A 19,945-nucleotide genomic window follows, 5' to 3' on the forward strand; every position below is an offset into this window, starting at 1 on the left:
ATCAATTTAAAAGTGTTCGTCTCGGATTAGAAAAGAAGTTGGTTAAAAAACTGATTTTTCGAAAGAAATGCCCGCAGCAGAAAGACAGAAACTTATAAAAATTTGGAATGAGTGGCTCTTGTCGATAAAAGGGGATAATGCTTTCCTAGAAAAACAGCGCAATATTTGAGGAATGGCGCCATGCAGAAGCTGTACCGGCTTGCGAGCGCCCTTCTTATTCCTCGCCTTTTTACTGATTGGACTTTCTACCAGACGTTAACCGGTTTAGAAATTGCGGGTTGCCAAAATCCTTCAATGCCCGTTCGATTTCCTCGGGCGTGTTCATCACAAAAGGTCCGTATTGCACCACGGGCTCTTCGATAGGGCAGCCGCTGAGTACTAACATGCCTGCGCCTGAGGCGCCGGCATGCAGTTGCAAAGTGTTGCCTTTGGTGTAAATGCCCAGTTGCCGTGCGTCAATCGAATCTGTCGCACCTTGATAGACATACACCAGCGCAGGGTTATCGGCATTGAAAGACAATTCAACGGTTTCATTGCCAGCCAGGTGCACATCGACAAAAATAGGCTGGGTTGAAATCTCTGGCAGCGGGCCTTGCTGCAATTGTCGATTGATTGTTACGGAACCTGCGATAACGCGAGCCATCCCGCCGTTAGATAGCGACTGCTCGGAAACATCCGCGCTAGCAATTTCCTGATAAGCCGCGGGCTTCATTTTTTCAGCGCCGGGCAAATTCAGCCAAATTTGAAAGCCGTGCAACAGGCCGTGCTCCTGCTCAGGCATTTCCGAGTGAAGCACGCCTGCGCCCGCTGTCATCCATTGCACATCACCGGCGCTGATAACGCCCTCATTGCCCATGTGGTCGCGGTGGCGCATGCGCCCGGCTTTCATATAAGTAATGGTTTCAAAACCGCGGTGGGGGTGTTCAGGAAAGCCGCCAATATAGTCGGTAGCATCGTCGGAGTTGATTTCATCAATCATCAAAAAAGGATTCAGTGCCTGATGCAGGCGCTGACCCGCAAGTCGATGAATTTTGACCCCGTCACCATCTTGGGCAGGGCGGGCTGTTATAACTTGAAGTAATTCTCTCATGAGTTTTCTCCAATCCCTTCCCGGCCATGGGCGGCGGTAAAATCTTGCGCTGGACCCACGGGGATAATTCCCGTGGGGTTAATCATCACATGGCTCGCATAATAATGGGTCTTGATATGCTCAAAGCTGACGGTGTCAGACACCCCAGGTATCTGGTATAGCTCGCGCACATAACCACTGATGGCTGGATAATCGGCCAGTAACTGACGGTTGGTTTTAAAGTGACCAAAATACACGGCATCGAAACGAATCAAGGTGGTAAACAAACGCCAATCGGCTTCCGTCAACTGGCCGCCCCCCAGATAACGCTGCCGGGCTAACAAACCCTCGACCCAGTCCAACGAATTGAACAGGCTATGGTATGCGTTTTCATAGGCCTCTTGGGTGGTGGCGAAACCGGCGCGATAGACGCCGTTGTTGATGGTGTCGTAGACACGCTCATTCAGGGCATTGATCCGCTCGTGTAACGTATCAGGGTAGTAATCTATGGTGTTGCCCGTTAAAGCATTAAATGCCGTATTGAACATACGGATAATCTCTGAGGACTCGTTGCTGACAATGGTCTGTGTTTGCTTGTCCCACAAGACCGGCACTGTAACGCGGCCCTCATAGCTGGAATCCGCCTTTAAATACAATTGATACAGAAAGTCCAGACCGTAAAGAGGGTCCTTCATTTCCCATCCATTTTTAAGCATCACCGGGTCGACCACGGTGACATCAATATAATTCTGCAATTGCTTTATTCGGCGAAAAATCAGTGCGCGGTGTGCCCAAGGGCAGGCCAGTGACACATACAAATGGTAGCGGCCTTTCTCTGCTTTGAAGCCGGGCTCCCCGTTTGGGCCGGCGTTGCCATCGGGTGTCAGCCAACTTCTGAAGCGACTATCCTGACGGCGAAACTCACCACCGCTGTTGCCGGTGTCATACCACTGGTCAACCCATTGACCCTTTTGTAACAGACCCATTATGTGGCTCCTTTAGATTCATTGGCTGAATAGGTCGACATTAAAGCGTCAACTTGTTGTTTGCCCTGCGCGATTACTTGGTCTGGCGTTCTTTTGGACCCGCTGGCATCAATATGAAATACCTCACTAACACCAATGAATTTGCAAATATGCTCCAGATAGCGGCTGGCGAAATCGATATCGCTACCGACAGGGGTGCCTCCAGAGGCGGTAATAATGAATGCCCGCTTTACACCGAGTAAGCCAACTGGCCCCTGTTCGGTGTACTTAAAGCTAACACCAGCACGACAAATGCTATCGATCCATTGCTTCAATGTGGCCGGAATTCCGAAGTTGTATATCGGCGCAGCCAGCACCAGGGTATCGGCGTTTTTCAACTCGTCAATCAATTGATCTGACAAGATAAATTGAGCCTGTAAACTGGCCCGATCACTATTGGATGAACTGTGAAGGTCCACCAGATCCTCGGCATTAATTGGCGGCAGAGGGTGTTGCGCCAGGTCACGGCTAATGGTCGGTTCCCCTAATGCGTCCAAAAGGTATTGCCCAATAATGCGAGTATTTGAATTGCTGAATCGTACACTGCTATTAATATGTAATACGGTCATGTGATGGCTCCGGTCATGCTGATTAATGGGTGTATCGTTTACTGAGTCAGTTGCCTTTGCAGTAAACGGTCCGCACTTAGGCTGCCAGCGCCTCTGAACACCAGGGCGACACTGATCGCCAGCAATGCCAAGCCAAATTCGTAACCGTTATTCGACATAAACAGCCCATTTTCCAGGTGAACAATGACGATCGCGACGAGCATTGTGAGCGCCAGTATTAAAGCGGCTGGACGAACCATTAAACCTGTAACCAGCAACAAGCCCCCAAAGAATTCTGCACTACCGGCCATTGCTGCCATAAGCATGCCTGGTTCAAGTCCGATGGATGCCATCCAGCCAGCTGTGCCTTCCAAACCATAGCCGCCATACCAGCCAAATAATTTTTGCGCGCCGTGGGCGGTAAATATGAGGCCTGCGCCGAGGCGAAGGGGGAGGGTGTCCAAGCCAGTATTGGTGGCGGTTAACTTGCTAATGAGTGCTTTCATGTTATTTCTCCAAATTTAAAATTGCTGGTTTGTGTAGGTGATGGAACCATTGTAAGGGTTGTGAAATTTCTAATAAGAGCTAATATTTGTTTAAAACGTTCTAAATACTAGAACATTTATTTTGGAGGCATAATGGCAAAGAACCCAATTTCAATTGAGGTTCTGGAAACACTGGATGCCATAGATCGGCGTGGAAGTTTCGCGAAAGCGGCTGAAGAGCTGAACAAAGCGACGTCGGCGGTTTCCTATGCGGTACAGAAGCTGGAGGATCAGCTAGGTATTGCTCTATTCCAGCGTCAGGGGCGCCGTTCGGTGCTAACGTCAGCCGGGCGACTGATATTGGTCGAGGGCAGGGAAATACTTCAAGCTACCGCGCGACTGGCGAACAAGGCAAAAGAAGTGGCCACGGGCTGGGAGCCGCGCATTAACATCGCTGTAGAGTGTCATCAATCCTATCCGGCCTTTTTCAGCGTTTTGGGCGAATTTCTCAAGGCGCACTCCACGGTTGAAATCGATGTCTGTGAGTCGGTGCTGAATGGCGGGTGGGAAGCTCTTGAGCAAGGCTGGGTAGATTTGATTGTTGGGTCACCTGGGCCAGTCCCGTTGCAAAAAGGGTATCGAGCATTACCCTTGGCCCATGCCGACCTGGTGCCAGTCGTGGCCTATCACCATGAGCTGGCAAACATAGCGGCTAATGCTGAAGCTTTGCAGGGGCGCTTAGCGGAAGTCCGGAGGGTTATTACGCATGATACGTCTGTCGTTGACATCACTCGAAGCGCAGGTTTAGGCAGCGACGGCAAACATTTCTACGTGCAAAACATAGATCAGAAAGTCGAGGCGATAGTGGCAGGAATAGGCGTAGGCCATCTACCGCGGCAGCGCATTGAAAACCAACTCAATAGTGGCGAGCTTGTAGAGCTTGCGTTATATGAGCACTCCACTTTCGGGCATTATCTGGCGTGGAAAGTCAGTCACAAGGGCCAGGGATTGCGATTGCTGACTCAACGATTGGCAGCCGTATTTGGTGAGATGTGAGGACCAAGCGCATCCTTTATTATTTGAGTTTTTAGTGAAAATTCCGCGAACTCACCGGAAGAGCTTTAATCAGGTGGCTAAGGTCAGACAGTTTGCCGGCCATGATGTGCACAATATCGCCCTCCCGTTCCAGAACGCCTTTTACGTGCAGCAGCCTCGCGGTGAGTAGGGGCTTTCGCTGTTGGCGGGCGGTGGCCAGCCAGACCACCACGTTGATGTTGCCGGTTTCGTCTTCCAGGGTAACGAAAGTGACACCCGAGGCGGTGCCGGGGCGTTGGCGGCCGGTTACCAAGCCGGCTACCTGTACCGGGCGGCCAGGTTCTATGGTGTTGAGTTCGCTGGCGCTCAGGCAGAAACGCAGGTGGCCCTGTTCCCGCAGCAGTGCCAGGGGGTGGCGCTGAAGGGTCAGGCCTTGGCTGCTGTAATCTGCCACTATATTCTGGCCCTCATTAGGTGTTGGTAGATGTTCGCAGGTCGGTTCGGGTGCACTATTGTCTTCGCCGATAAATAACTCAGCCGGTTGTTCGTGGCCCAGCAACTGCCAGTAGGCCTGGTGGCGGTTGCTGGTAAAACCGGGCATGGCGTTGGCACCGGCCAGCAGTTCCATATCGCGCTGGTTCAGACCGGTCAGCTGCCGTAGGTGGCTGGAAGACGTGTAGCCGGTTTCTGGCCTTTTGGCGGAAATGGACGTGCCAGCTTGCTGTGATAGACCGCGGATTTGGCTCAGCCCCAGGCGCAGCGATAGAGGATTATTGGTTTGGGTTTGCAGGGGTTGAGATCGTGGCGCTTGAGATTGGAGCGTGTGGTCCCACTGGCTGTGGTTTACATCCAGTGGTTGTATGTCCACGCCGTGGCGGTGAGCGTCTTGCACCAGTTGAGACGCCGAATAAAACCCCATGGGCTGGCTGTTGAGCAAAGCGCAATAAAACGCAGCCGGGTAGTGACGCTTTATCCAAGCGGATACATACACCAATAAGGCAAAGCTGGCGGCGTGGGATTCGGGGAAGCCGTAGCCGCCAAAACCGCAGATTTGCTGGTACAAGCGTTCGGCGAAATCGTCGGTGTGTCCACGTTCTTTCATGCCGCTCAGCAATTTATCGCGAAATGGAGTCAGGTCGCCGTGGGATTTCCACGCCGCCATGGCACGGCGCAACTGGTCGGCTTCGCCACCGCTGAAACCAGCGGCGACCATGGCCAGCCTGATCACCTGCTCCTGAAATATGGGTACACCCAGAGTCCGTTCCAGCACGCGCTGTATGGCCTGGTTGGGGTAATTTACAGGTTCTAAACCATGCCTGCGCTTCAGGTAAGGGTGCACCATATCGCCTTGAATCGGCCCCGGGCGCACAATGGCTACCTGTACCACCAGATCGTAATAGGTGGCGGGTTTCAGCCGTGGCAGCATGTTGATCTGGGCCCGGGATTCCACCTGAAATACGCCCACGCTGTCGCCCGTTTGCAGCATGGCGTAAGTGTCCGGGTCTTCTTGGGGAATGTCTTGCATATGAAAAGCACGCCCTAACTGGGCGCTGATCATCTCCAGGGCTTTGCGAATGGCGGTGAGTATGCCCAACGCCAGCACATCTACCTTCATTAACCCCAGGCTTTCCAGATCGTTTTTGTCCCACTGAATCACCGTGCGGTCGGCCATGGCGGCGTTTTCTATGGGCACCAATTCCGCCAGAGGGCCGGCGCTGATGACAAAACCGCCCACATGCTGCGACAGGTGGCGTGGAAAGCCCAACAGGGTATTTACCAAGGAAAAAAACTGGTCAGCGACGTTTGGATTGCGGGTTAAATTTTTGTCGAGTATCTGCTGGCGCCAGGGTGTGGCTTTGTCGCGCCAGTCGATGCCGTCTAGCAATTGTTCTACCAGAATTGGGTCGAACCCCAAGACTTTGCCCACGTCGCGGATAGTGCTGCGCGGGCGGTATCGGACAACAGTGGCGGCGATGGCCGCGCGGTCGCGGCTGTAGCGCTGGTAAATGTATTGAATCACTTCTTCGCGCCGCTGGTGTTCGAAGTCGACGTCGATATCCGGTGGCTCGTTGCGGTCTTTGGAAATAAAACGCTCAAACAGCAGGTCGACTTTTGCCGGGTCTACTTCGGTAATGCCCAGGCAATAACACACCGCAGAGTTAGCCGCTGAACCACGGCCCTGGCACAGAATGCCGCGGCCGCGGGCAAATGCGACTATGTCCTCAATGGTCAGGAAATAGTGCTCGTACTGCATCTCCGAAATCAGCCCCAGCTCTTTGTGAATCAGTGCCTGAACCTGCAGCGGCGTACCCTCCGGGTAGCGCCGGCGTTCGCCTTCGCGGGTCAGCTTCAGCAGATAACCGGCGGCGTTGGTGCCACTTGGCACCAGATCGGGCGGGTATTCATAGCGCAGACTGCCGGGTTCAAACGTACATTGCTGGGCGATTACTTGCGTCTGCCGCAGCCAGGCGGCGGGGAACAGGCGCTGTAACACCGCAATGGGGCGCAGGTAACGCTCACCGTTTTGAAACAGACAATGGCCGGCGTTCTCCAGATTGGTGTGGTTGCGCAGGGCGGTGAGTACATCCTGCAGAGGCTGCCGCTTGCGGCAATGCATATGCACGTCACCACTGGCCGTAATGGGGCAGTGTAGCTCTGTGGCCAGCCAGCGAATGCGGGCCAGCTGTTGTTCTTCACCGGATTCCAGAGTGCGAGAGGCCGCTAGCCACAGCCGTCGGTCAAACAATCGTAGCAGCCATTCACCCGCCGCTAGCGCTTGCTGGCTGTTGGCGCTGGCCAATGTTGGCGGTAACCATAAGCACAGGCAATCGTCCAGAGAATGTACTTCCAGGTCTCGGTAATACAGCTGGTACTGGCCCTTTTCTGCTCGCCGTCGGGCGCTGGTGATCAGCTGGCACAGTTGACCATAGCCTTTGCGGGTTCGGGCCAGAAGTATAAAGTGCGGGGTGCAGGCCCCGGGTGGTGCGTCGCTCAATTCAAACCAGCTGCCGGTAATGAGTTTCACAGGGCTGTTTTTAAGCGCCGCCCAGGCGCGGGGAATGCCAGCCACCGAGCAGGCATCGGTAATGGCGAGGGCGCTATAACCCAGACCTGCGGCTTGTTCTGCCAGTTCATGGGGATGCGAGGCGCCGGTCAGAAAACTGAAGTTGCTGAAGCAGTGCAGCTCGGCGTAGCTTTCAGGGTTCTCGTGATTTTCATCACTTTTACAGCTTTCAGACTGCATCAGCCAAACCACCCGTGTATGTGCCAGGCTTGACTAGCATCCCGAAATACCCAAGCCAACTGGCCGCTGGGTAATTGGGCGATGTAATAATCCCGCTGTATCCTTTGGCCATCCCACCAGCCGCCACTGATGCGTTCCGGGCCGGAAAACCAGGCCTGCGGCTTAGTGTGTAACGGCTGAGGTTTATGCATTAGCCACAGCGGGCGGCAAGGTAACGGGTTCTCTGCGGTGCTGGCTTTGCGCTGTTTGCGTTGTACATCGGCACTGGCCCAGGCCTGTTCAGGGCGGTGATCAGCGTGTGGCGCCAGCTGTTGCAACGCGCCGTCGCCCAGCCGGGCCTGCAGGCGGCTGATCAGCGTGTGCCAGGCTTCGTTCATATCTTGGGTTTCGCCCAACAAATCCTGTCCGCTGGCGGCTTCACGCCCAATAAAGCGTTTTACCAGCAATACCAGTGACACCACCGGAGCTTGCAAAGGCTGTTGTTCAAAGCGTAGGCGAATCAAATCCAGAAAAGCCTCCGCCCGATGCTCCGGGCTTGATGTGCGTATGTGCAGGTGGGTGGGTTCTGTGTAGCGATAGCACAACAACACATTCAGACTGTCGGTTTCTTGCTGGCGCCAGCACAGGTCTTCTTCCAGCTCGCTCAATATGCGTTGCAGTGGAAATAGCAGCCCTTGGGAATGTTCGATGTCTTCGACAAAATCCGCTTGCTGGCGAAATCGGTGCGGAGGCTGCCAAGGCATTTGTGGGTCTGGCCTTGTACCTTGTATTTTTTGGCTATGAGCCAGAATTTTTGGGCCCAACCGCCGCGCCAATTCGGCTGCGGGCAGGGCGAATAGGTTGCCCAGTGTGTTCAGGCCCAATCGCTGCAAGCGGGAGCAGGCCTGAGTATCAAATTCTGCCTCTGCCAGCGGTAACTGTTCCAGCAGGCGAAGCATGTGGCCCCGGTCGGCGCTGCATTCACCTTTGCCGGTGCGGGCAATCAGGCGTGCCGCCAGTGGGGTGAGGCCAATGCCCAGCCAGGCCGTTAGGTGGCGTTCATTCAGGCCTTGCTCCACGGTTTCCCACACCGCCGGTAAACCGCCGTACAGTTTTTGCAGGCTGCCGATTTCAGCCAGCAGGCCATCTGGCGGCACCAGGGTAACGTGTGCGGCACAGCGGTATAGCCAGCGAGCCTGATCTTGCAGCACCCGGGCTTCTTGCTGCGGATCGGTACGAACCATCGTCAGACCTGCCACCAGACTAAGGGCGGTTTTCAGCCGCATACCCGGCTGCACGCCTTGGCTGCTGGCCTGTGTACAGGCCTGGAGCACCTTTTGACCAGAGGCGTCAACAATCACCAACGCAGCGTCCTGTTTTCGGGACCGGCGTATATGGTCCAGCAATAATTGAGGAAAATGCAGGTGTAACCACAGCATAAAGGGTTACCGGGCCGACTTGGGCCAGGGGCCCTTAACCACGCGGCTGGTTTCGGCTGTAGCCAGGCCAGCTCGCTGTGGCAACGGCAGTTCACAGTGCTGGCCCGGCCAGCTGCCGCGACGTTTGAGTATTTGCACGTGCAGGCATTGATTAGCGTCTGGCTGCAACTTAAGGCGCAGAGCCGCAGGCGAATTTTGCGCGGCATGGCAGCGTTCACGAAACAATACGCACACGTTGCTGCCGGCTTCAGCGGCCAGTTGCAAGCGCCGCACGTCGCGTAACGCCAGCTTGCCGGGCCAGGCCATAACCAGCCCTGTGACCGGTGAACGCAGGCAGTTTTCCAAGGTCCATAAAAAATCGCCGCTGTTTTTTGTGTGAATGATCACCACTTGGTCAAGGTTAACACCTTCACGCACCAGCGCCGGGGCATAGGGAATGTGCGGCGGGTTCAGCCAGAATACGGTTTTTCCGCTGTGTGTCAGGCGCTGCATCAGTGGCAGCAGTAAATGCAGCTCGCCAATACCGGGTGTGTCCAGCAAGCATTCACTGAGTGCCCCCCGCGGCCAGCCCAGCCCACCTAGCTGGTTATCCAGTGCTTGGTAACCAGTAGATTCTGCCGGTTGACGAGTGTGCGCAGGCTGATGGCCCTGCCAGATACGTGCGCTTTGCTTCAGAGCGGATAGAAGTTCATTCATGGCTAAATCTCAAAGTACTGTTTAAATATACAGTATTCCGAACAGGTCCGGATTTCAACCGTCAGGATTAAGAATTCGAATGACGGGGTCTTCGTTTACAGTGGTAGTCTTAGCGTAAAACGCAAACTGGAAAGGAAATTTTATGGCAGTGATTGCAGGTGTCGACCTTGCCTGGCAGGGCAATCGCAACCCTACGGCTATTGCGGTAGGGAACGTTGCCGATGGCGCTATAGCCGTGACTGGCGTGTTTGAAAACCTTCACGGTTTTGATGCCGTTGCCAGTGCCCTGGACTCTATCGACAGTCTTCACGGCGTGGCGATAGACGGCCCACTCATCATTCGTAACCAGAGCGGACAGCGGCCCTGTGAGCGCGGTGTCGCGGTGGCTTATGGTGCGCGAAAGGCATCCTGCCACGCGTGTAATCTGACGCTGTTTCCCGCTTCCAACGGCGTGTTGCTAGGAGACCATTTGCACGCAGCCGGCTTCGGCCATGTAGCTGCACCCGGTCAAAAGTGGCAGCTGGAGTGTTATCCCCACCCTGCATTGATCGAAATATTTCAGCTTCCTGAGCGGCTGTTTTATAAAAAAGGCCAGGTAGCGGATAAGCGCCAGGGCCAGGCCCGGCTTGCACGTTTACTGCTTAGCCTGGCGCAGTCCGAAAGAATGACGTTGATCATAGGCCCATTATTTTTACCCTATTTGGATCCGCAGCGTATTCAGTCTTTGCGTGGTGCAGGTCTGAAGCACAACGAAGACGTATTGGATGCGATTGTTTGCCTGTATATTGCGGCTTTGTACCAGGCTGGGAACAGTGAACGGGTATTCGGCTGCACGGAACAGGGCTATATCTACGTGCCCCAGGGCGCATGCTGAATAAAGAGGCTTTATGAACGAATTGACCGAAACCATAATTGAATGCCCCTACTGTGGTGAATCTGTTGAGGTGTTGATTAACCCCGAAGACGCGCAGCAGTCATACATCGAAGATTGTCAGGTGTGCTGTAAGCCGATCACCTTTGTGGTGACAGAGGCAAACAACGGTGACTTGTCGGTGGCCGTGTACAGCGAGAACGACACTTATTAAGCTCTAAGGTGTGCGGTCAGTCATGCTAAACGGAGGCCGGCAATGATTGACGTTGGGTGCGTCCTCGCCGATAGTCGGTTTCGAAAGTCATTCACGTTAACCGGTACCTGCTGATGATAGACGACGATACATTGACCGCACTGAAAACCGCTTTTACCTTTATGCCACAGCCGGTAGAAGTAAACCGCTACGATTACGGTGACGATGCCGAGCGGGTGCTGGCGCAGGTCAATTTTGTGCGTGAAGTGCTGGCTCATCACGGTATAGACCCGGAAGAAGTGGCTGGTGACATCAATCCTGAATCGTCGCCAAATTCCTGCTACTAGGTTGGCTGGGGCTTAATCGACGCAAGCTTGGCGGCCGGTGATTTGTCACTGGCAATACCCGTATATAAGCGCCGAGTCGAATTAGCTGCGAATGTACTGGCAAATGGCTATTGGTTTTTGTACCCGATAGTTGTCCAATACATTCTTTGCTGGCAATACACACAGACTGCGCAATAACCGGGTGATATAAACACGCATGTTTCATGAGCTGAGTTTGGGCGGAATGCTGTTCAGCCCTTTGGTTGTGCTGGGGCCATTGGCATTTTTGATGACCATGGTCACTCGCTGGGTGCTGCATCGGCTGCACTGGCGGCGCTATATCTGGAAAGATGCCTGGTTCGATGTGGGCATTTTTGTGTGTTATCTGGCGCTGACTATTTACTGGATGGGAGACTGAAGCCGGCTCATGGGAAAATTATTGCGTGTTGGGGTTACTTTGCTGGTGGTTGTTGCGGCCATATTGGCCGGCAACTGGATATGGAATCACTATTTGCATTCGCCCTGGACCCGCGATGGCCGTATTCGCGCAGATGTCATTACCGTAGCGCCCGACGTATCCGGCTGGGTAACTCGCCTTGAAGTAAGCAACAACCAACCGGTTAACAAAGGTGACTTGCTGTTTGTGATTGATGAATCCCGCTATCAGGCAAAAATTGCCGAAGCTGGCGCTTACCTGGCGCAAAAACTCAGTGCTTGGGAGTTGGCCCAGCATCAGTATCAGCGCCACGAAGGCTTGAATGGCCGCCAGACTATTAGTGGCGAGAATCTGGAAACCTACCGCATTCAAACCGAGTCTGCCAAAGCCAGTTACGAGTTGGCTCAGGCTCAGCTGGCAACGGCTCGTATTGACCTTCAACGCACTCGGGTAACGGCGCCTGAAACCGGCACCGTCAGCAATCTCATCCTGAACGAAGGCAACTACGTGAACCAGGGCCAGTCGGTGGTGTCTCTGGTGCAGAAAAGCTCGTTTTACGTGACCGGTTACTTTGAAGAAACCAAGCTGCAGAAAATTCACGTTGGCCAAAATGCCCGGGTAACACTGATGAGTGGCGGTGAAATGCAAGGCAAGGTCACCAGTATTGCCCAAGGCATTGCCGACACCAGCGTTAGCAGTAACAGCCAGTTGTTGCCACAGGTGCAGCAGGCGGTGAACTGGGTACGCTTGGCCCAGCGCATACCGGTGGATATCGCTCTGGACTCCTTGCCGCCAGATCTCAATCTTAGCGCCGGCATGACGGTTTCAATTTATCTCGAAACCGATCAGTAATATGCAGCTACACCCTTGGCTTGCACAGTTGCTGATGCCCGACAGGCACGCGGTGATTTTCGCCATCAAGGGCCTCATCGCCATGGCCATGGCGCTGTTCACCTCTATGTATTTAGGGTTGGAGCGGCCTTACTGGGCCTTGGTCGCCGCTATTTTTCTACAGATCCGCCCGGAAAGCGGTATGGTAATTGAAAAAGCCCTGTGCCTGATTCTGGGATCACTGCTGGGGGGTGCCGTCGGCATCCTGATACTGGCGCTGCTGATACCTTATCCGCTGCTGGCACTGGCCAGCCTGGTTTTATGGGTGAGCTTGAACTCTGCGGCTGCGGCCATGGTGCACAGCAAAAACTTTATTTATGCCTTTGCCATGGCCGGCATGACCGCTGCTCTGGTGGTGATTCTGGTGATGGCCAATGCCGAAGCCGCCAGTAGCAAAGCCGTGTTTGATATTGCCCAGGCTCGTATCAGTGAAATCACCGTGGGCGCGGTGTGCGCCATGTTAGTTAGCAAGCTGCTGTGGCCAATGATGGTGAAAGACCAGATGCGCGACGACGCCCGCAAGGTTATTAATAGAACTTTGGAAAATTTGACCTTCGAGCTGGACCCGCAAAGCTCCCACGATCAGCGCCACCAAAGCGCTGAGCAGATTCTGGAAACCTTGGTTGCGCTGGCAGACGACTCCAGCGCCGTGGTGTATGAAAGCCCGGAGGGTCCTGGGCGCAGCCGGGCTGCCAATCTGCTCAGCAACAAGGTGCTGTCGCTGTTGGCGCTGACCCAAATTCTTGGCCGTTTCCATCGTAATCACGACGACCTGCTGTCGCCAGCGTTTCGCCAAATGCTGGATACCATGCGCACCCATTTTCGCCTGGTCGTCGCGACCGACAACTACGAAGAAGCCTACCGCCTGGCGCAGGCATTGCGACGACAGCTGCTGGAGCAGCGTTCTGCGTTTGTAGATGAGTCTGCGATTGTTACCCGCTTGGCAGGCACGGCCTTAGAGCTGGCATCAGACCTGGCAGTGGTGTTGCGGGCCTACAAAGCTCTGGAGAATCCCGACAGTACGCTGCTGAAAGCCCCCAAGCTGTCCACTCATCGGGACCCTCTGTTTGGCGCCATCAACGGTTTCCGTACCGGCATGGTGTTTCTGTTTGGTGCCACCGTCTGGGTGACCACTGCCAGCCCCTCGGCTATTTTGATGATGATTATGCCGGTGGTTTTTTCGGTCACTTTTGCACGTTTTTCTCTAGCCTTTCTGAAGGTATTTCTTCGCCGCCTGCTATTGGGCGTGGTGGTCGCGGTACCGGCGGCGTTGGTGTTCGGGCTGGCACTGCTGTCACAAAGCAGTGGGGATTTTGAAGTTCTGATACTGGTATTGGCCGGGCCTTATTACATTGGCCTGGTGGCGTTGGCCAGCCGCGAAACCTTGCCTTACGGCCTGGGTTTTTGCATTCCCTTCGCGCTGATTATCCAGCCTGGTAACGATATGACATTTAACGCCGCAGACGCCGCCAACAACGCGCTCGGCCTGCTGGTCGGTATTGGTGCGCTTTATTGGATATTTCAACTGATTGCGCCGCCTGATAGCCATTTGATGAAGCGGCGGCTATTGCACGCAACAGCGCGAGATCTGGTGGATATAAGCAACCATCCCACGCCGGAACGCTGGTACAACGGCCGCATGGGTGAGCGCCTGCTGAGGCTGGCCAATTACGATCAGGAAAATAAACGCAGCGAACGATTTATGACGGACCTGGGTTTTACCGGCCTTAACCTGGGGCACACGTCTATACGCCTGCGTAAACTCGTTCATAAGCGGCGTGGGCCGCTGGTAGATGCCGAGTTGTTTAACTGGCAGCAGGTGCTGGCAGATACCTATCTAATGAGTTCCCGTGGCGAGTTCAACCCCGGGTTTCGCGAAGCCAGTGACCGTTTGTTGCAGGCTGTACATTCAGTGGACTTGCCAGATCAACAAACGGTTATTATTGAGGGTATGTTTGAGCGCATTGCGCTCACATTTGAACGCACGGCGCGCACTGTTTCGAGCCTGACCAAAACCTGAGAGCTACGGACGCCTTAAAAACCCATTGCCGATGACGTACTGCGCCTAGGGTCTGCGCCACCGTAAAGCGTGCCATCTTCGCCAATCATAATGCTCTGAATAGCGCCCATCGCCGAGTCAGTGACCACCGTGTGACCTTTGCTCTCAAGCAGCTTCACTGTGTCTGCACTAATGCCTTGCTCTATACGAATCTGGTCTGGCAGCCATTGGTGATGAATACGCGGCACACTGACCGCGCTTTGTATGTTCATGCCGTGGTCAATCACATTCATGATTACCTGCAGAGTCGTGGTTATGATGCGCGAGCCGCCAGGGCTGCCGGTTACCAGAAAGTTGCGACCGTCTTTGCGAACCACGGTAGGCGACATGGAACTGAGCATGCGTTTGCCGGGTTCGATCTTATTGGCTGCGCCGCCGATTAAACCGTAAGCGTTGGGTACGCCTGGCTTGGCGCTGAAATCGTCCATTTCGTTATTCAATAAAAAACCGGCGCCGGCCACGGTAATGCCTGAACCGTAACTGAAGTTGATGGTGTAAGTATTTGATACCGCATTACCCCAACGGTCTACCACTGAAAAATGCGTTGTTTCAGGGCTTTCATAAGCCGCAGGCTGCCCCGGTTTTATCTCGCTGGCCGGGCGGGCTTTTTCCGCTCTAATCGTGCCGCGTAATTCTTCTGCATAGCCCTTGCTGATTAATCCCGCCACAGGCACATCCACAAAGTCGGTGTCGCCCAGATATTGTGTGCGGTCGGCGTAGGCCAGTTTCATGGCTTCGGCCATGAAGTGAATGGCGCTGGCGGAGTTGTGGCCGAATTTCGCGATGGGGAACCCTTCCATAATGTTCAGAATCTGCACGATGTGAACGCCGCCGGATGAGGGCGGCGACATAGAATAAATGTCGTATCCGCGATAAGTGCCGTGTACCGGTGTGCGAACGACAGGCTTGTAGCCGGCCAGATCAGTCTCGGTAATCAGGCCGTCGTGCCGGGCCATTTCTTCAGCAATCAGGCGTGCAGTTTCGCCTCTGTAAAAGCCATCGGTGCCTTGGTCTGCGATGCGTTGCAAAGTTGCTGCTAGTTCCGGTTGGCGAAAGCGCTCGCCGGGCTGCCAGGCTGAGCCGTCTTCTTTATAAAAGGTTTTCAGGGTGGCCGGCCACAGGGTCATGCGCTCGCGGGCCTGCTCCAGCCCTTCGTTGAAGCGCCGCGGCACTATAAAGCCGTCACTGGCCAGCTTGATTGCCGGCGCCAAAGCCTGCTTTAGGCTGATGCTGCCATGGCGTTCCAGAGCTAGAGCCAGCCCGGCCACCGTGCCGGGCACGCCTGCGGCTTTGTGGGTAAAGCGACTGCGGTTTTGTACCACGTTGCCATCGTCGTCCAGGAACAGATCTTCGGTGGCTGCTGCCGGCGCGGTTTCGCGGTAGTCAATGGCTTCCGGCGCGGCGCCATCACCCGGCGCTATCAACATAAAACCGCCGCCGCCAATATTGCCTGAGCGGGGTTGGGTAACGGCCAGGGCGAAGCCAGCTGTAACCGCGGCATCCACGGCATTACCGCCGTCTTTTAATATTTGCAGCGCGACTTCGGTGGCCAGGGCGTGGCTGGTAGACACCATGCCCTGCGTAGCAGTGACCGGATTAAAGCGTTCGCCCTCTAGAATGGCATCGGCGTGGGCGCCGTAACTGACAGCCAGACTGGTGCTGATCACTATTAAACGGGCACTAACAGCCACCAACTTGGTGCTAACAGCAAAAGCACCCAGCACGGTGGCTTTTAATCGCCCTGAGCGGGAGTTTGAGCCTGTTTTTGAATCGGGTGCCTGTAGATGGCTGTGCATGCGTTAGCTCCTCGTTTCCAGCGTTCAGATACGCTATCATAACGCGTTATTTTCATTGGTGCGTAACGCCGTCAGCTTGATTTCAGGTTGTGGCTTTCCCCCGACGTATCCGCTTTCCCGCGTTTGAGTTAAGGAAAGGCTTTCATGGAGCATACCTACCGTCTTGTGATTTCCTGCCCGGACGGGGTTGGAATTGTCGCTAAGGTGAGTAATTTTTTGTCCACCTACAACGGCTGGATAACCGAAGCAAGCCACCATTCCGATACCCACAGTGGTTGGTTTTTTATGCGTCACGAAATCAAGGCCAACTCGATTCCCTTTGGCCTGGAACAGTTTCGCGCAGCGTTTGCACCCATCGCCCGCGAGTTCAACATGAACTGGCGTATCACCGATTCGGCGCAGCCGAAAAAAGTGGTGTTGATGTGCAGCAAAGAATCCCACTGCGTGGCTGATCTGCTGCACCGCTGGCAGAGCAAAGAACTGAACGTCGAAATTGTCGCGGTAGTGTCCAACCACGACGATCTGCGCCGCATGGTGGAATGGCACGACATCCCTTACCACCACGTGCCGGTCAGTAAAGACAATCGCGAAGAAGCCTTTGCCCACATTGAAGACCTGTTCGAGCAGTACCAGGTCGATGTGGTGGTGCTGGCGCGCTACATGCAGGTTCTGCCGCCGGAACTGTGCGCCAAATACGCGGGCAAGGTGATCAATATTCACCACAGCTTTTTGCCTTCGTTCGCCGGCGCCCGCCCTTATCACCAGGCCTACAGCCGTGGTGTGAAGCTTATCGGGGCTACTTGTCACTATGTGACTCAGGACCTCGACGAAGGCCCGATCATCGAACAGTCGGTGATTCGCATCACCCACCGCGATACCACTGACGACATGGTGCGCCTGGGTAAAGATGTGGAAAAAAGTGTGTTGGCACGCGGTCTGCGGTCGCATATCGAAGACCGCGTGATCACTCACGAAAACAAGACCGTGGTGTTTGATTAACAGTAGCCCTCAAGGCCCCGTGGAGGGTGCCTGTGTGGTATACTGCTCGGCTTGTCACAGAACTCATTAACGGGGTCAGAATCGGGCCCTGATACGATTTTCAGTTAACGCAAAGGAACCTTTCTCGATGGGTGAGTTAGCCAAAGAGATCCTGCCGGTAAATATTGAAGACGAGTTGAAGCAGTCCTACCTGGATTACGCTATGAGCGTGATTGTGGGCCGGGCACTTCCGGATGTGCGCGACGGCCTTAAGCCGGTACATCGTCGCGTACTGTTCGCCATGTCGGTGTTGAACAACGACTGGAACAAAGCCTATAAAAAGTCCGCCCGCGTGGTGGGTGACGTTATTGGTAAATACCACCCGCACGGTGACTCTGCGGTTTACGACACCATCGTACGTATGGCCCAGCCGTTTTCGCTGCGTTATCCGCTGGTAGACGGCCAAGGTAACTTTGGCTCCATCGACGGCGACAACGCCGCGGCCATGCGTTACACCGAAATCCGCATGAAGAAGATCGCCCATTCTCTGCTGGCCGATCTGGACAAAGAAACGGTCGATTTCGTGCCCAACTACGATGGCACAGAGCAGATTCCGGTGGTTATGCCTACCCGCGTGCCTAACTTGCTGGTCAACGGTTCGTCTGGTATCGCCGTGGGTATGGCCACTAATATTCCGCCCCACAACCTCACTGAGGTGGTGAAAGGCTGTTTGGCACTAATTGATGACCCAGACTTAAGCATTGATCAATTGATGGAGTTCATCCCCGGTCCGGATTTCCCCACCGAGGGCATTATCAACGGTCGTGCGGGCATTGTTGAGGCGTATCGCACCGGCCGTGGCCGCGTGTACATTCGCGCCCGTCACGAAGTAGAGCACGACGCCAAGACCAAGCGCGACGCGGTGATCATCACCGAGCTGCCGTATCAGCTGAACAAATCGCGGTTGATCGAGAAAATCGCCGAGCTGGTGAAAGAGAAGCGCCTGGAAGGCATCACCGAGCTGCGTGACGAGTCCAATAAGGAAGGCATTCGCGTTGTTATCGAATTGCGCCGCGGTGAAAACCCGGACGTAATCATTAACAACCTGTTTAAACAGACCCAGCTTGAAACCGTTTTCGGTATCAACATGGTGGCGCTGATTGACGGCGAACCGCGCATCCTCAATCTGAAGGAAATGCTGGACGCCTTCATACGTCACCGTCGCGAAGTGGTTACTCGTCGGACGATTTTTGAGCTACGTAAAGCCCGCGAACGTGGTCATATTCTTGAAGGTCTGGCGGTTGCGCTGGCCAACATTGACGAGATCATCGCACTGATTAAAGCCTCACCTTCGGCCGCCGAAGCCAAGGAAAAGCTGATTGCCCAAGGCTGGGGATCCGAAGACGTGATGGCCATGCTGGAGCATGCTGGTGAAGATGCCTGCCGTCCGGACGATTTGCCGGAAATTTACGGCTTACGCAATGGCAAATATCATCTGTCTCCGGAACAGGCCCAGGCGATTCTGGACCTGCGTTTGCACCGCTTGACGGGTCTCGAAACCGAAAAGCTGCAAAACGAATACCGCGAAATTCTGGAGCGTATTGCCGACTTGTTGGACATTCTGGGTAATCCGGAGCGCCTGATGCAGGTCATTCGCGATGAATTGCAAGCTATTGTGGAAGAGTTTGGTGACGAGCGTCGCACTGAAATCACCAGCTCTCGCCGCGATTTGACCGTGGCCGATCTGATTGATGAAGAAGAACTGGTCGTCACCATTTCCCACAGTGGCTATGCCAAGACTCAAGCGGTGGAAGATTATCAGGCCCAGCGCCGTGGCGGTCGTGGTAAAGCGGCGACCTCTATGAAAGACGAAGATTTCGTAGAAAAACTGCTGGTGGCTAACTCTCACGACACTATTTTGTGTTTCTCTAACCGTGGCAAGGTCTACTGGTTGAGGGTGTTTGAAATTCCGCGCGCCAGCCGTGCTTCACGCGGCCGCCCGATGGTGAACATTCTGCCGCTGGACGAGGGTGAACGTATCACCACATTCCTGCCGGTTAGAGACTACCCGGAAGATCAGTTTGTATTGATGGCAACATCAGCCGGCGTGGTCAAAAAGACCCCGCTGCCGAACTTCTCCCGCCCACGCAGCAGTGGCCTGATTGCGCTGTCGCTGGACGAAGGTGACACCCTGATTGGCGCGGCGATCACCGACGGCAGCGCCGAAATCATGTTGTTCTCCACCGCCGGTAAAGCGGTGCGCTTTAAAGAAGAAGCGGTGCGCCCGATGAGTCGCACAGCACGGGGTGTACGCGGTATCCGTATGGCCGAAGGCCATCACGTGGTGTCATTGATCATTCCACAGGATAACGCCGTACTACTAATGGCGAGCGAACACGGCTACGGCAAACGCACCAACCTGGATGAATTCCCCACGTACGGTCGCGGCAGCCAAGGCGTTATCGCCATGCAGTGTTCTGATCGTAACGGCAACCTGGTGACTGCATTGCAACTGTTCGACGGCGACGAAATGATGCTGATCTCGGACAAGGGCACGCTGGTTCGTACCCGTACAGATGAAGTGTCTGTGCTCAGTCGCAACACCCAGGGTGTGCGCCTGATCAAACTCAGCCAGGAAGACGAACGCCTGGTGGGTGTAGAGCGCATTGCAGAAACCGACGCTGAAGAGATCATCGGGGAAGACACCGAGGTTGAAAGTGTCACGGGTGAAGATGCATCAAGTGAGCAAAGTAATCTGCAAGCAGGCGGTGAAACGCTTGACGGTAACAGTACCGATGCAGACGATAATGGCGACGCGGATGCCGGCGACGAATAAGTCGCCGCAGCCGGCACACTGAATCAGCAAGACGCGAGA

General features: G+C 54.7%; 17 protein-coding genes. 9 read left to right on the plus strand and 8 right to left on the minus strand.

Going from position 1 to position 19,945, the window contains the following annotated elements; all coding sequences use genetic code 11:
• Positions 1-229 precede the first annotated feature (229 nt).
• Genes ABA45_RS07080 through ABA45_RS07095 form a run of 4 tightly spaced genes read right to left on the minus strand, consistent with a single transcriptional unit; the run spans position 230 to position 3,148 of the window.
• Positions 230-1,090, minus strand: a complete 861-nt coding sequence (locus ABA45_RS07080; RefSeq protein ID WP_048384914.1) for a pirin family protein — start codon at positions 1,088-1,090, stop codon at positions 230-232.
• Positions 1,087-2,055 (minus strand): glutathione S-transferase family protein, encoded by a 969-nt coding sequence (locus tag ABA45_RS07085; RefSeq protein WP_048384916.1) that lies wholly within the window; start codon positions 2,053-2,055, stop codon positions 1,087-1,089. Before ABA45_RS07085 ends, ABA45_RS07080 begins: the two co-directional genes overlap by 4 nt.
• Entirely contained in the window at positions 2,055-2,663 is a 609-nt protein-coding gene (locus tag ABA45_RS07090) for an FMN-dependent NADH-azoreductase (protein ID WP_048384918.1), read from the minus strand. The genes ABA45_RS07085 and ABA45_RS07090 overlap by 1 nt, the downstream gene beginning before the upstream one ends.
• Before the next feature lie 38 nt (positions 2,664-2,701).
• A complete protein-coding gene (locus tag ABA45_RS07095; protein ID WP_048384920.1) occupies positions 2,702-3,148 on the minus strand; it encodes a DoxX family protein in 447 nt (148 codons plus the stop codon).
• Between the two features lie 132 nt (positions 3,149-3,280).
• Between ABA45_RS07095 and ABA45_RS07100 the strand changes: the two genes are divergently transcribed.
• Positions 3,281-4,183 carry a LysR family transcriptional regulator gene (locus ABA45_RS07100; protein WP_048384921.1) on the plus strand — a complete coding sequence of 301 codons (903 nt, stop codon included), beginning with the start codon at positions 3,281-3,283 and terminating at the stop codon, positions 4,181-4,183.
• Positions 4,184-4,214: 31 nt separating this feature from the next.
• On the opposite strand, the gene ABA45_RS07105 is transcribed toward ABA45_RS07100, so the two are convergent.
• From ABA45_RS07105 to imuA, 3 genes are read right to left on the minus strand one after another with little or no spacing between them, the layout of a single operon-like run.
• The gene (locus tag ABA45_RS07105) at positions 4,215-7,406 is read right to left on the minus strand and encodes an error-prone DNA polymerase (RefSeq protein ID WP_048388772.1); all 3,192 of its coding nucleotides are present in this window, start codon (positions 7,404-7,406) and stop codon (positions 4,215-4,217) included.
• Positions 7,406-8,824, minus strand: coding sequence for a Y-family DNA polymerase (locus ABA45_RS07110; protein WP_048384923.1), 1,419 nt, complete (start codon positions 8,822-8,824; stop codon positions 7,406-7,408). The genes ABA45_RS07105 and ABA45_RS07110 overlap by 1 nt, the downstream gene beginning before the upstream one ends.
• Positions 8,825-8,830: 6 nt before the next feature.
• Entirely contained in the window at positions 8,831-9,520 is a 690-nt protein-coding gene (imuA, locus tag ABA45_RS07115) for a translesion DNA synthesis-associated protein ImuA (protein WP_048384925.1), read from the minus strand.
• Positions 9,521-9,662: 142 nt separating this feature from the next.
• Between imuA and ABA45_RS07120 the strand changes: the two genes are divergently transcribed.
• The 6 genes from ABA45_RS07120 to ABA45_RS07145 all read left to right on the plus strand — a co-directional run bounded on the left by ABA45_RS07120 (position 9,663) and on the right by ABA45_RS07145 (position 14,257).
• The gene (locus tag ABA45_RS07120; protein WP_048384926.1) at positions 9,663-10,394 is read left to right on the plus strand and encodes a DUF429 domain-containing protein; all 732 of its coding nucleotides are present in this window, start codon (positions 9,663-9,665) and stop codon (positions 10,392-10,394) included.
• 13 nt (positions 10,395-10,407) lie between these two features.
• A complete protein-coding gene (locus tag ABA45_RS07125; protein WP_048384928.1) occupies positions 10,408-10,605 on the plus strand; it encodes a CPXCG motif-containing cysteine-rich protein in 198 nt (65 codons plus the stop codon).
• Between the two features lie 113 nt (positions 10,606-10,718).
• The gene (locus ABA45_RS07130; RefSeq protein WP_048384930.1) at positions 10,719-10,931 is read left to right on the plus strand and encodes a hypothetical protein; all 213 of its coding nucleotides are present in this window, start codon (positions 10,719-10,721) and stop codon (positions 10,929-10,931) included.
• Between the two features lie 196 nt (positions 10,932-11,127).
• The gene (locus ABA45_RS07135) at positions 11,128-11,328 is read left to right on the plus strand and encodes a DUF1656 domain-containing protein (RefSeq protein ID WP_048384932.1); all 201 of its coding nucleotides are present in this window, start codon (positions 11,128-11,130) and stop codon (positions 11,326-11,328) included.
• Positions 11,329-11,337: 9 nt separating this feature from the next.
• Positions 11,338-12,198, plus strand: coding sequence for an efflux RND transporter periplasmic adaptor subunit (locus tag ABA45_RS07140; protein ID WP_048384934.1), 861 nt, complete (start codon positions 11,338-11,340; stop codon positions 12,196-12,198).
• Between the two features lies 1 nt (position 12,199).
• On the plus strand, positions 12,200-14,257 hold the full coding sequence (locus tag ABA45_RS07145; protein ID WP_048384936.1) for an FUSC family protein: 2,058 nt from the start codon (positions 12,200-12,202) through the stop codon (positions 14,255-14,257).
• Positions 14,258-14,271: 14 nt separating this feature from the next.
• Here ABA45_RS07145 and ggt read toward each other — a convergent pair whose 3' ends face one another.
• Positions 14,272-16,092, minus strand: coding sequence for a gamma-glutamyltransferase (gene ggt / locus ABA45_RS07150; RefSeq protein WP_048384938.1), 1,821 nt, complete (start codon positions 16,090-16,092; stop codon positions 14,272-14,274).
• A 144-nt stretch (positions 16,093-16,236) separates the two neighbouring features.
• Between ggt and purU the strand changes: the two genes are divergently transcribed.
• Together purU and gyrA are read left to right on the plus strand one after the other, a co-directional pair.
• A complete protein-coding gene (purU, locus tag ABA45_RS07155; RefSeq protein WP_048384940.1) occupies positions 16,237-17,091 on the plus strand; it encodes a formyltetrahydrofolate deformylase in 855 nt (284 codons plus the stop codon).
• Positions 17,092-17,218: 127 nt separating this feature from the next.
• Positions 17,219-19,906: a DNA gyrase subunit A gene (gyrA, locus tag ABA45_RS07160; protein ID WP_048384942.1), complete on the plus strand. Its 2,688-nt coding sequence runs from the start codon at positions 17,219-17,221 to the stop codon at positions 19,904-19,906.
• Positions 19,907-19,945: the final 39 nt, after the last annotated feature.

The organism is Marinobacter psychrophilus, assembly GCF_001043175.1.
GTDB classification, from domain to species: Bacteria; Pseudomonadota; Gammaproteobacteria; order Pseudomonadales; family Oleiphilaceae; genus Marinobacter; species Marinobacter psychrophilus.

Excerpts from the sequence above, each read along its gene's own strand:
- ABA45_RS07080 (WP_048384914.1), bottom strand. The coding sequence starts at position 1,090 with ATGAGAGAATTACTTCAAGTTATAACAGCCCGCCCTGCCCAAGATGGT.
- ABA45_RS07085 (WP_048384916.1), bottom strand. The coding sequence starts at position 2,055 with ATGGGTCTGTTACAAAAGGGTCAATGGGTTGACCAGTGGTATGACACC.
- ABA45_RS07090 (WP_048384918.1), bottom strand. The coding sequence starts at position 2,663 with ATGACCGTATTACATATTAATAGCAGTGTACGATTCAGCAATTCAAAT.
- ABA45_RS07095 (WP_048384920.1), bottom strand. The coding sequence starts at position 3,148 with ATGAAAGCACTCATTAGCAAGTTAACCGCCACCAATACTGGCTTGGAC.
- ABA45_RS07100 (WP_048384921.1), top strand. The coding sequence starts at position 3,281 with ATGGCAAAGAACCCAATTTCAATTGAGGTTCTGGAAACACTGGATGCC.
- ABA45_RS07105 (WP_048388772.1), bottom strand. The coding sequence starts at position 7,406 with ATGCAGTCTGAAAGCTGTAAAAGTGATGAAAATCACGAGAACCCTGAA.
- ABA45_RS07110 (WP_048384923.1), bottom strand. The coding sequence starts at position 8,824 with ATGCTGTGGTTACACCTGCATTTTCCTCAATTATTGCTGGACCATATA.
- imuA (WP_048384925.1), bottom strand. The coding sequence starts at position 9,520 with ATGAATGAACTTCTATCCGCTCTGAAGCAAAGCGCACGTATCTGGCAG.
- ABA45_RS07120 (WP_048384926.1), top strand. The coding sequence starts at position 9,663 with ATGGCAGTGATTGCAGGTGTCGACCTTGCCTGGCAGGGCAATCGCAAC.
- ABA45_RS07125 (WP_048384928.1), top strand. The coding sequence starts at position 10,408 with ATGAACGAATTGACCGAAACCATAATTGAATGCCCCTACTGTGGTGAA.
- ABA45_RS07130 (WP_048384930.1), top strand. The coding sequence starts at position 10,719 with ATGATAGACGACGATACATTGACCGCACTGAAAACCGCTTTTACCTTT.
- ABA45_RS07135 (WP_048384932.1), top strand. The coding sequence starts at position 11,128 with ATGTTTCATGAGCTGAGTTTGGGCGGAATGCTGTTCAGCCCTTTGGTT.
- ABA45_RS07140 (WP_048384934.1), top strand. The coding sequence starts at position 11,338 with ATGGGAAAATTATTGCGTGTTGGGGTTACTTTGCTGGTGGTTGTTGCG.
- ABA45_RS07145 (WP_048384936.1), top strand. The coding sequence starts at position 12,200 with ATGCAGCTACACCCTTGGCTTGCACAGTTGCTGATGCCCGACAGGCAC.
- ggt (WP_048384938.1), bottom strand. The coding sequence starts at position 16,092 with ATGCACAGCCATCTACAGGCACCCGATTCAAAAACAGGCTCAAACTCC.
- purU (WP_048384940.1), top strand. The coding sequence starts at position 16,237 with ATGGAGCATACCTACCGTCTTGTGATTTCCTGCCCGGACGGGGTTGGA.
- gyrA (WP_048384942.1), top strand. The coding sequence starts at position 17,219 with ATGGGTGAGTTAGCCAAAGAGATCCTGCCGGTAAATATTGAAGACGAG.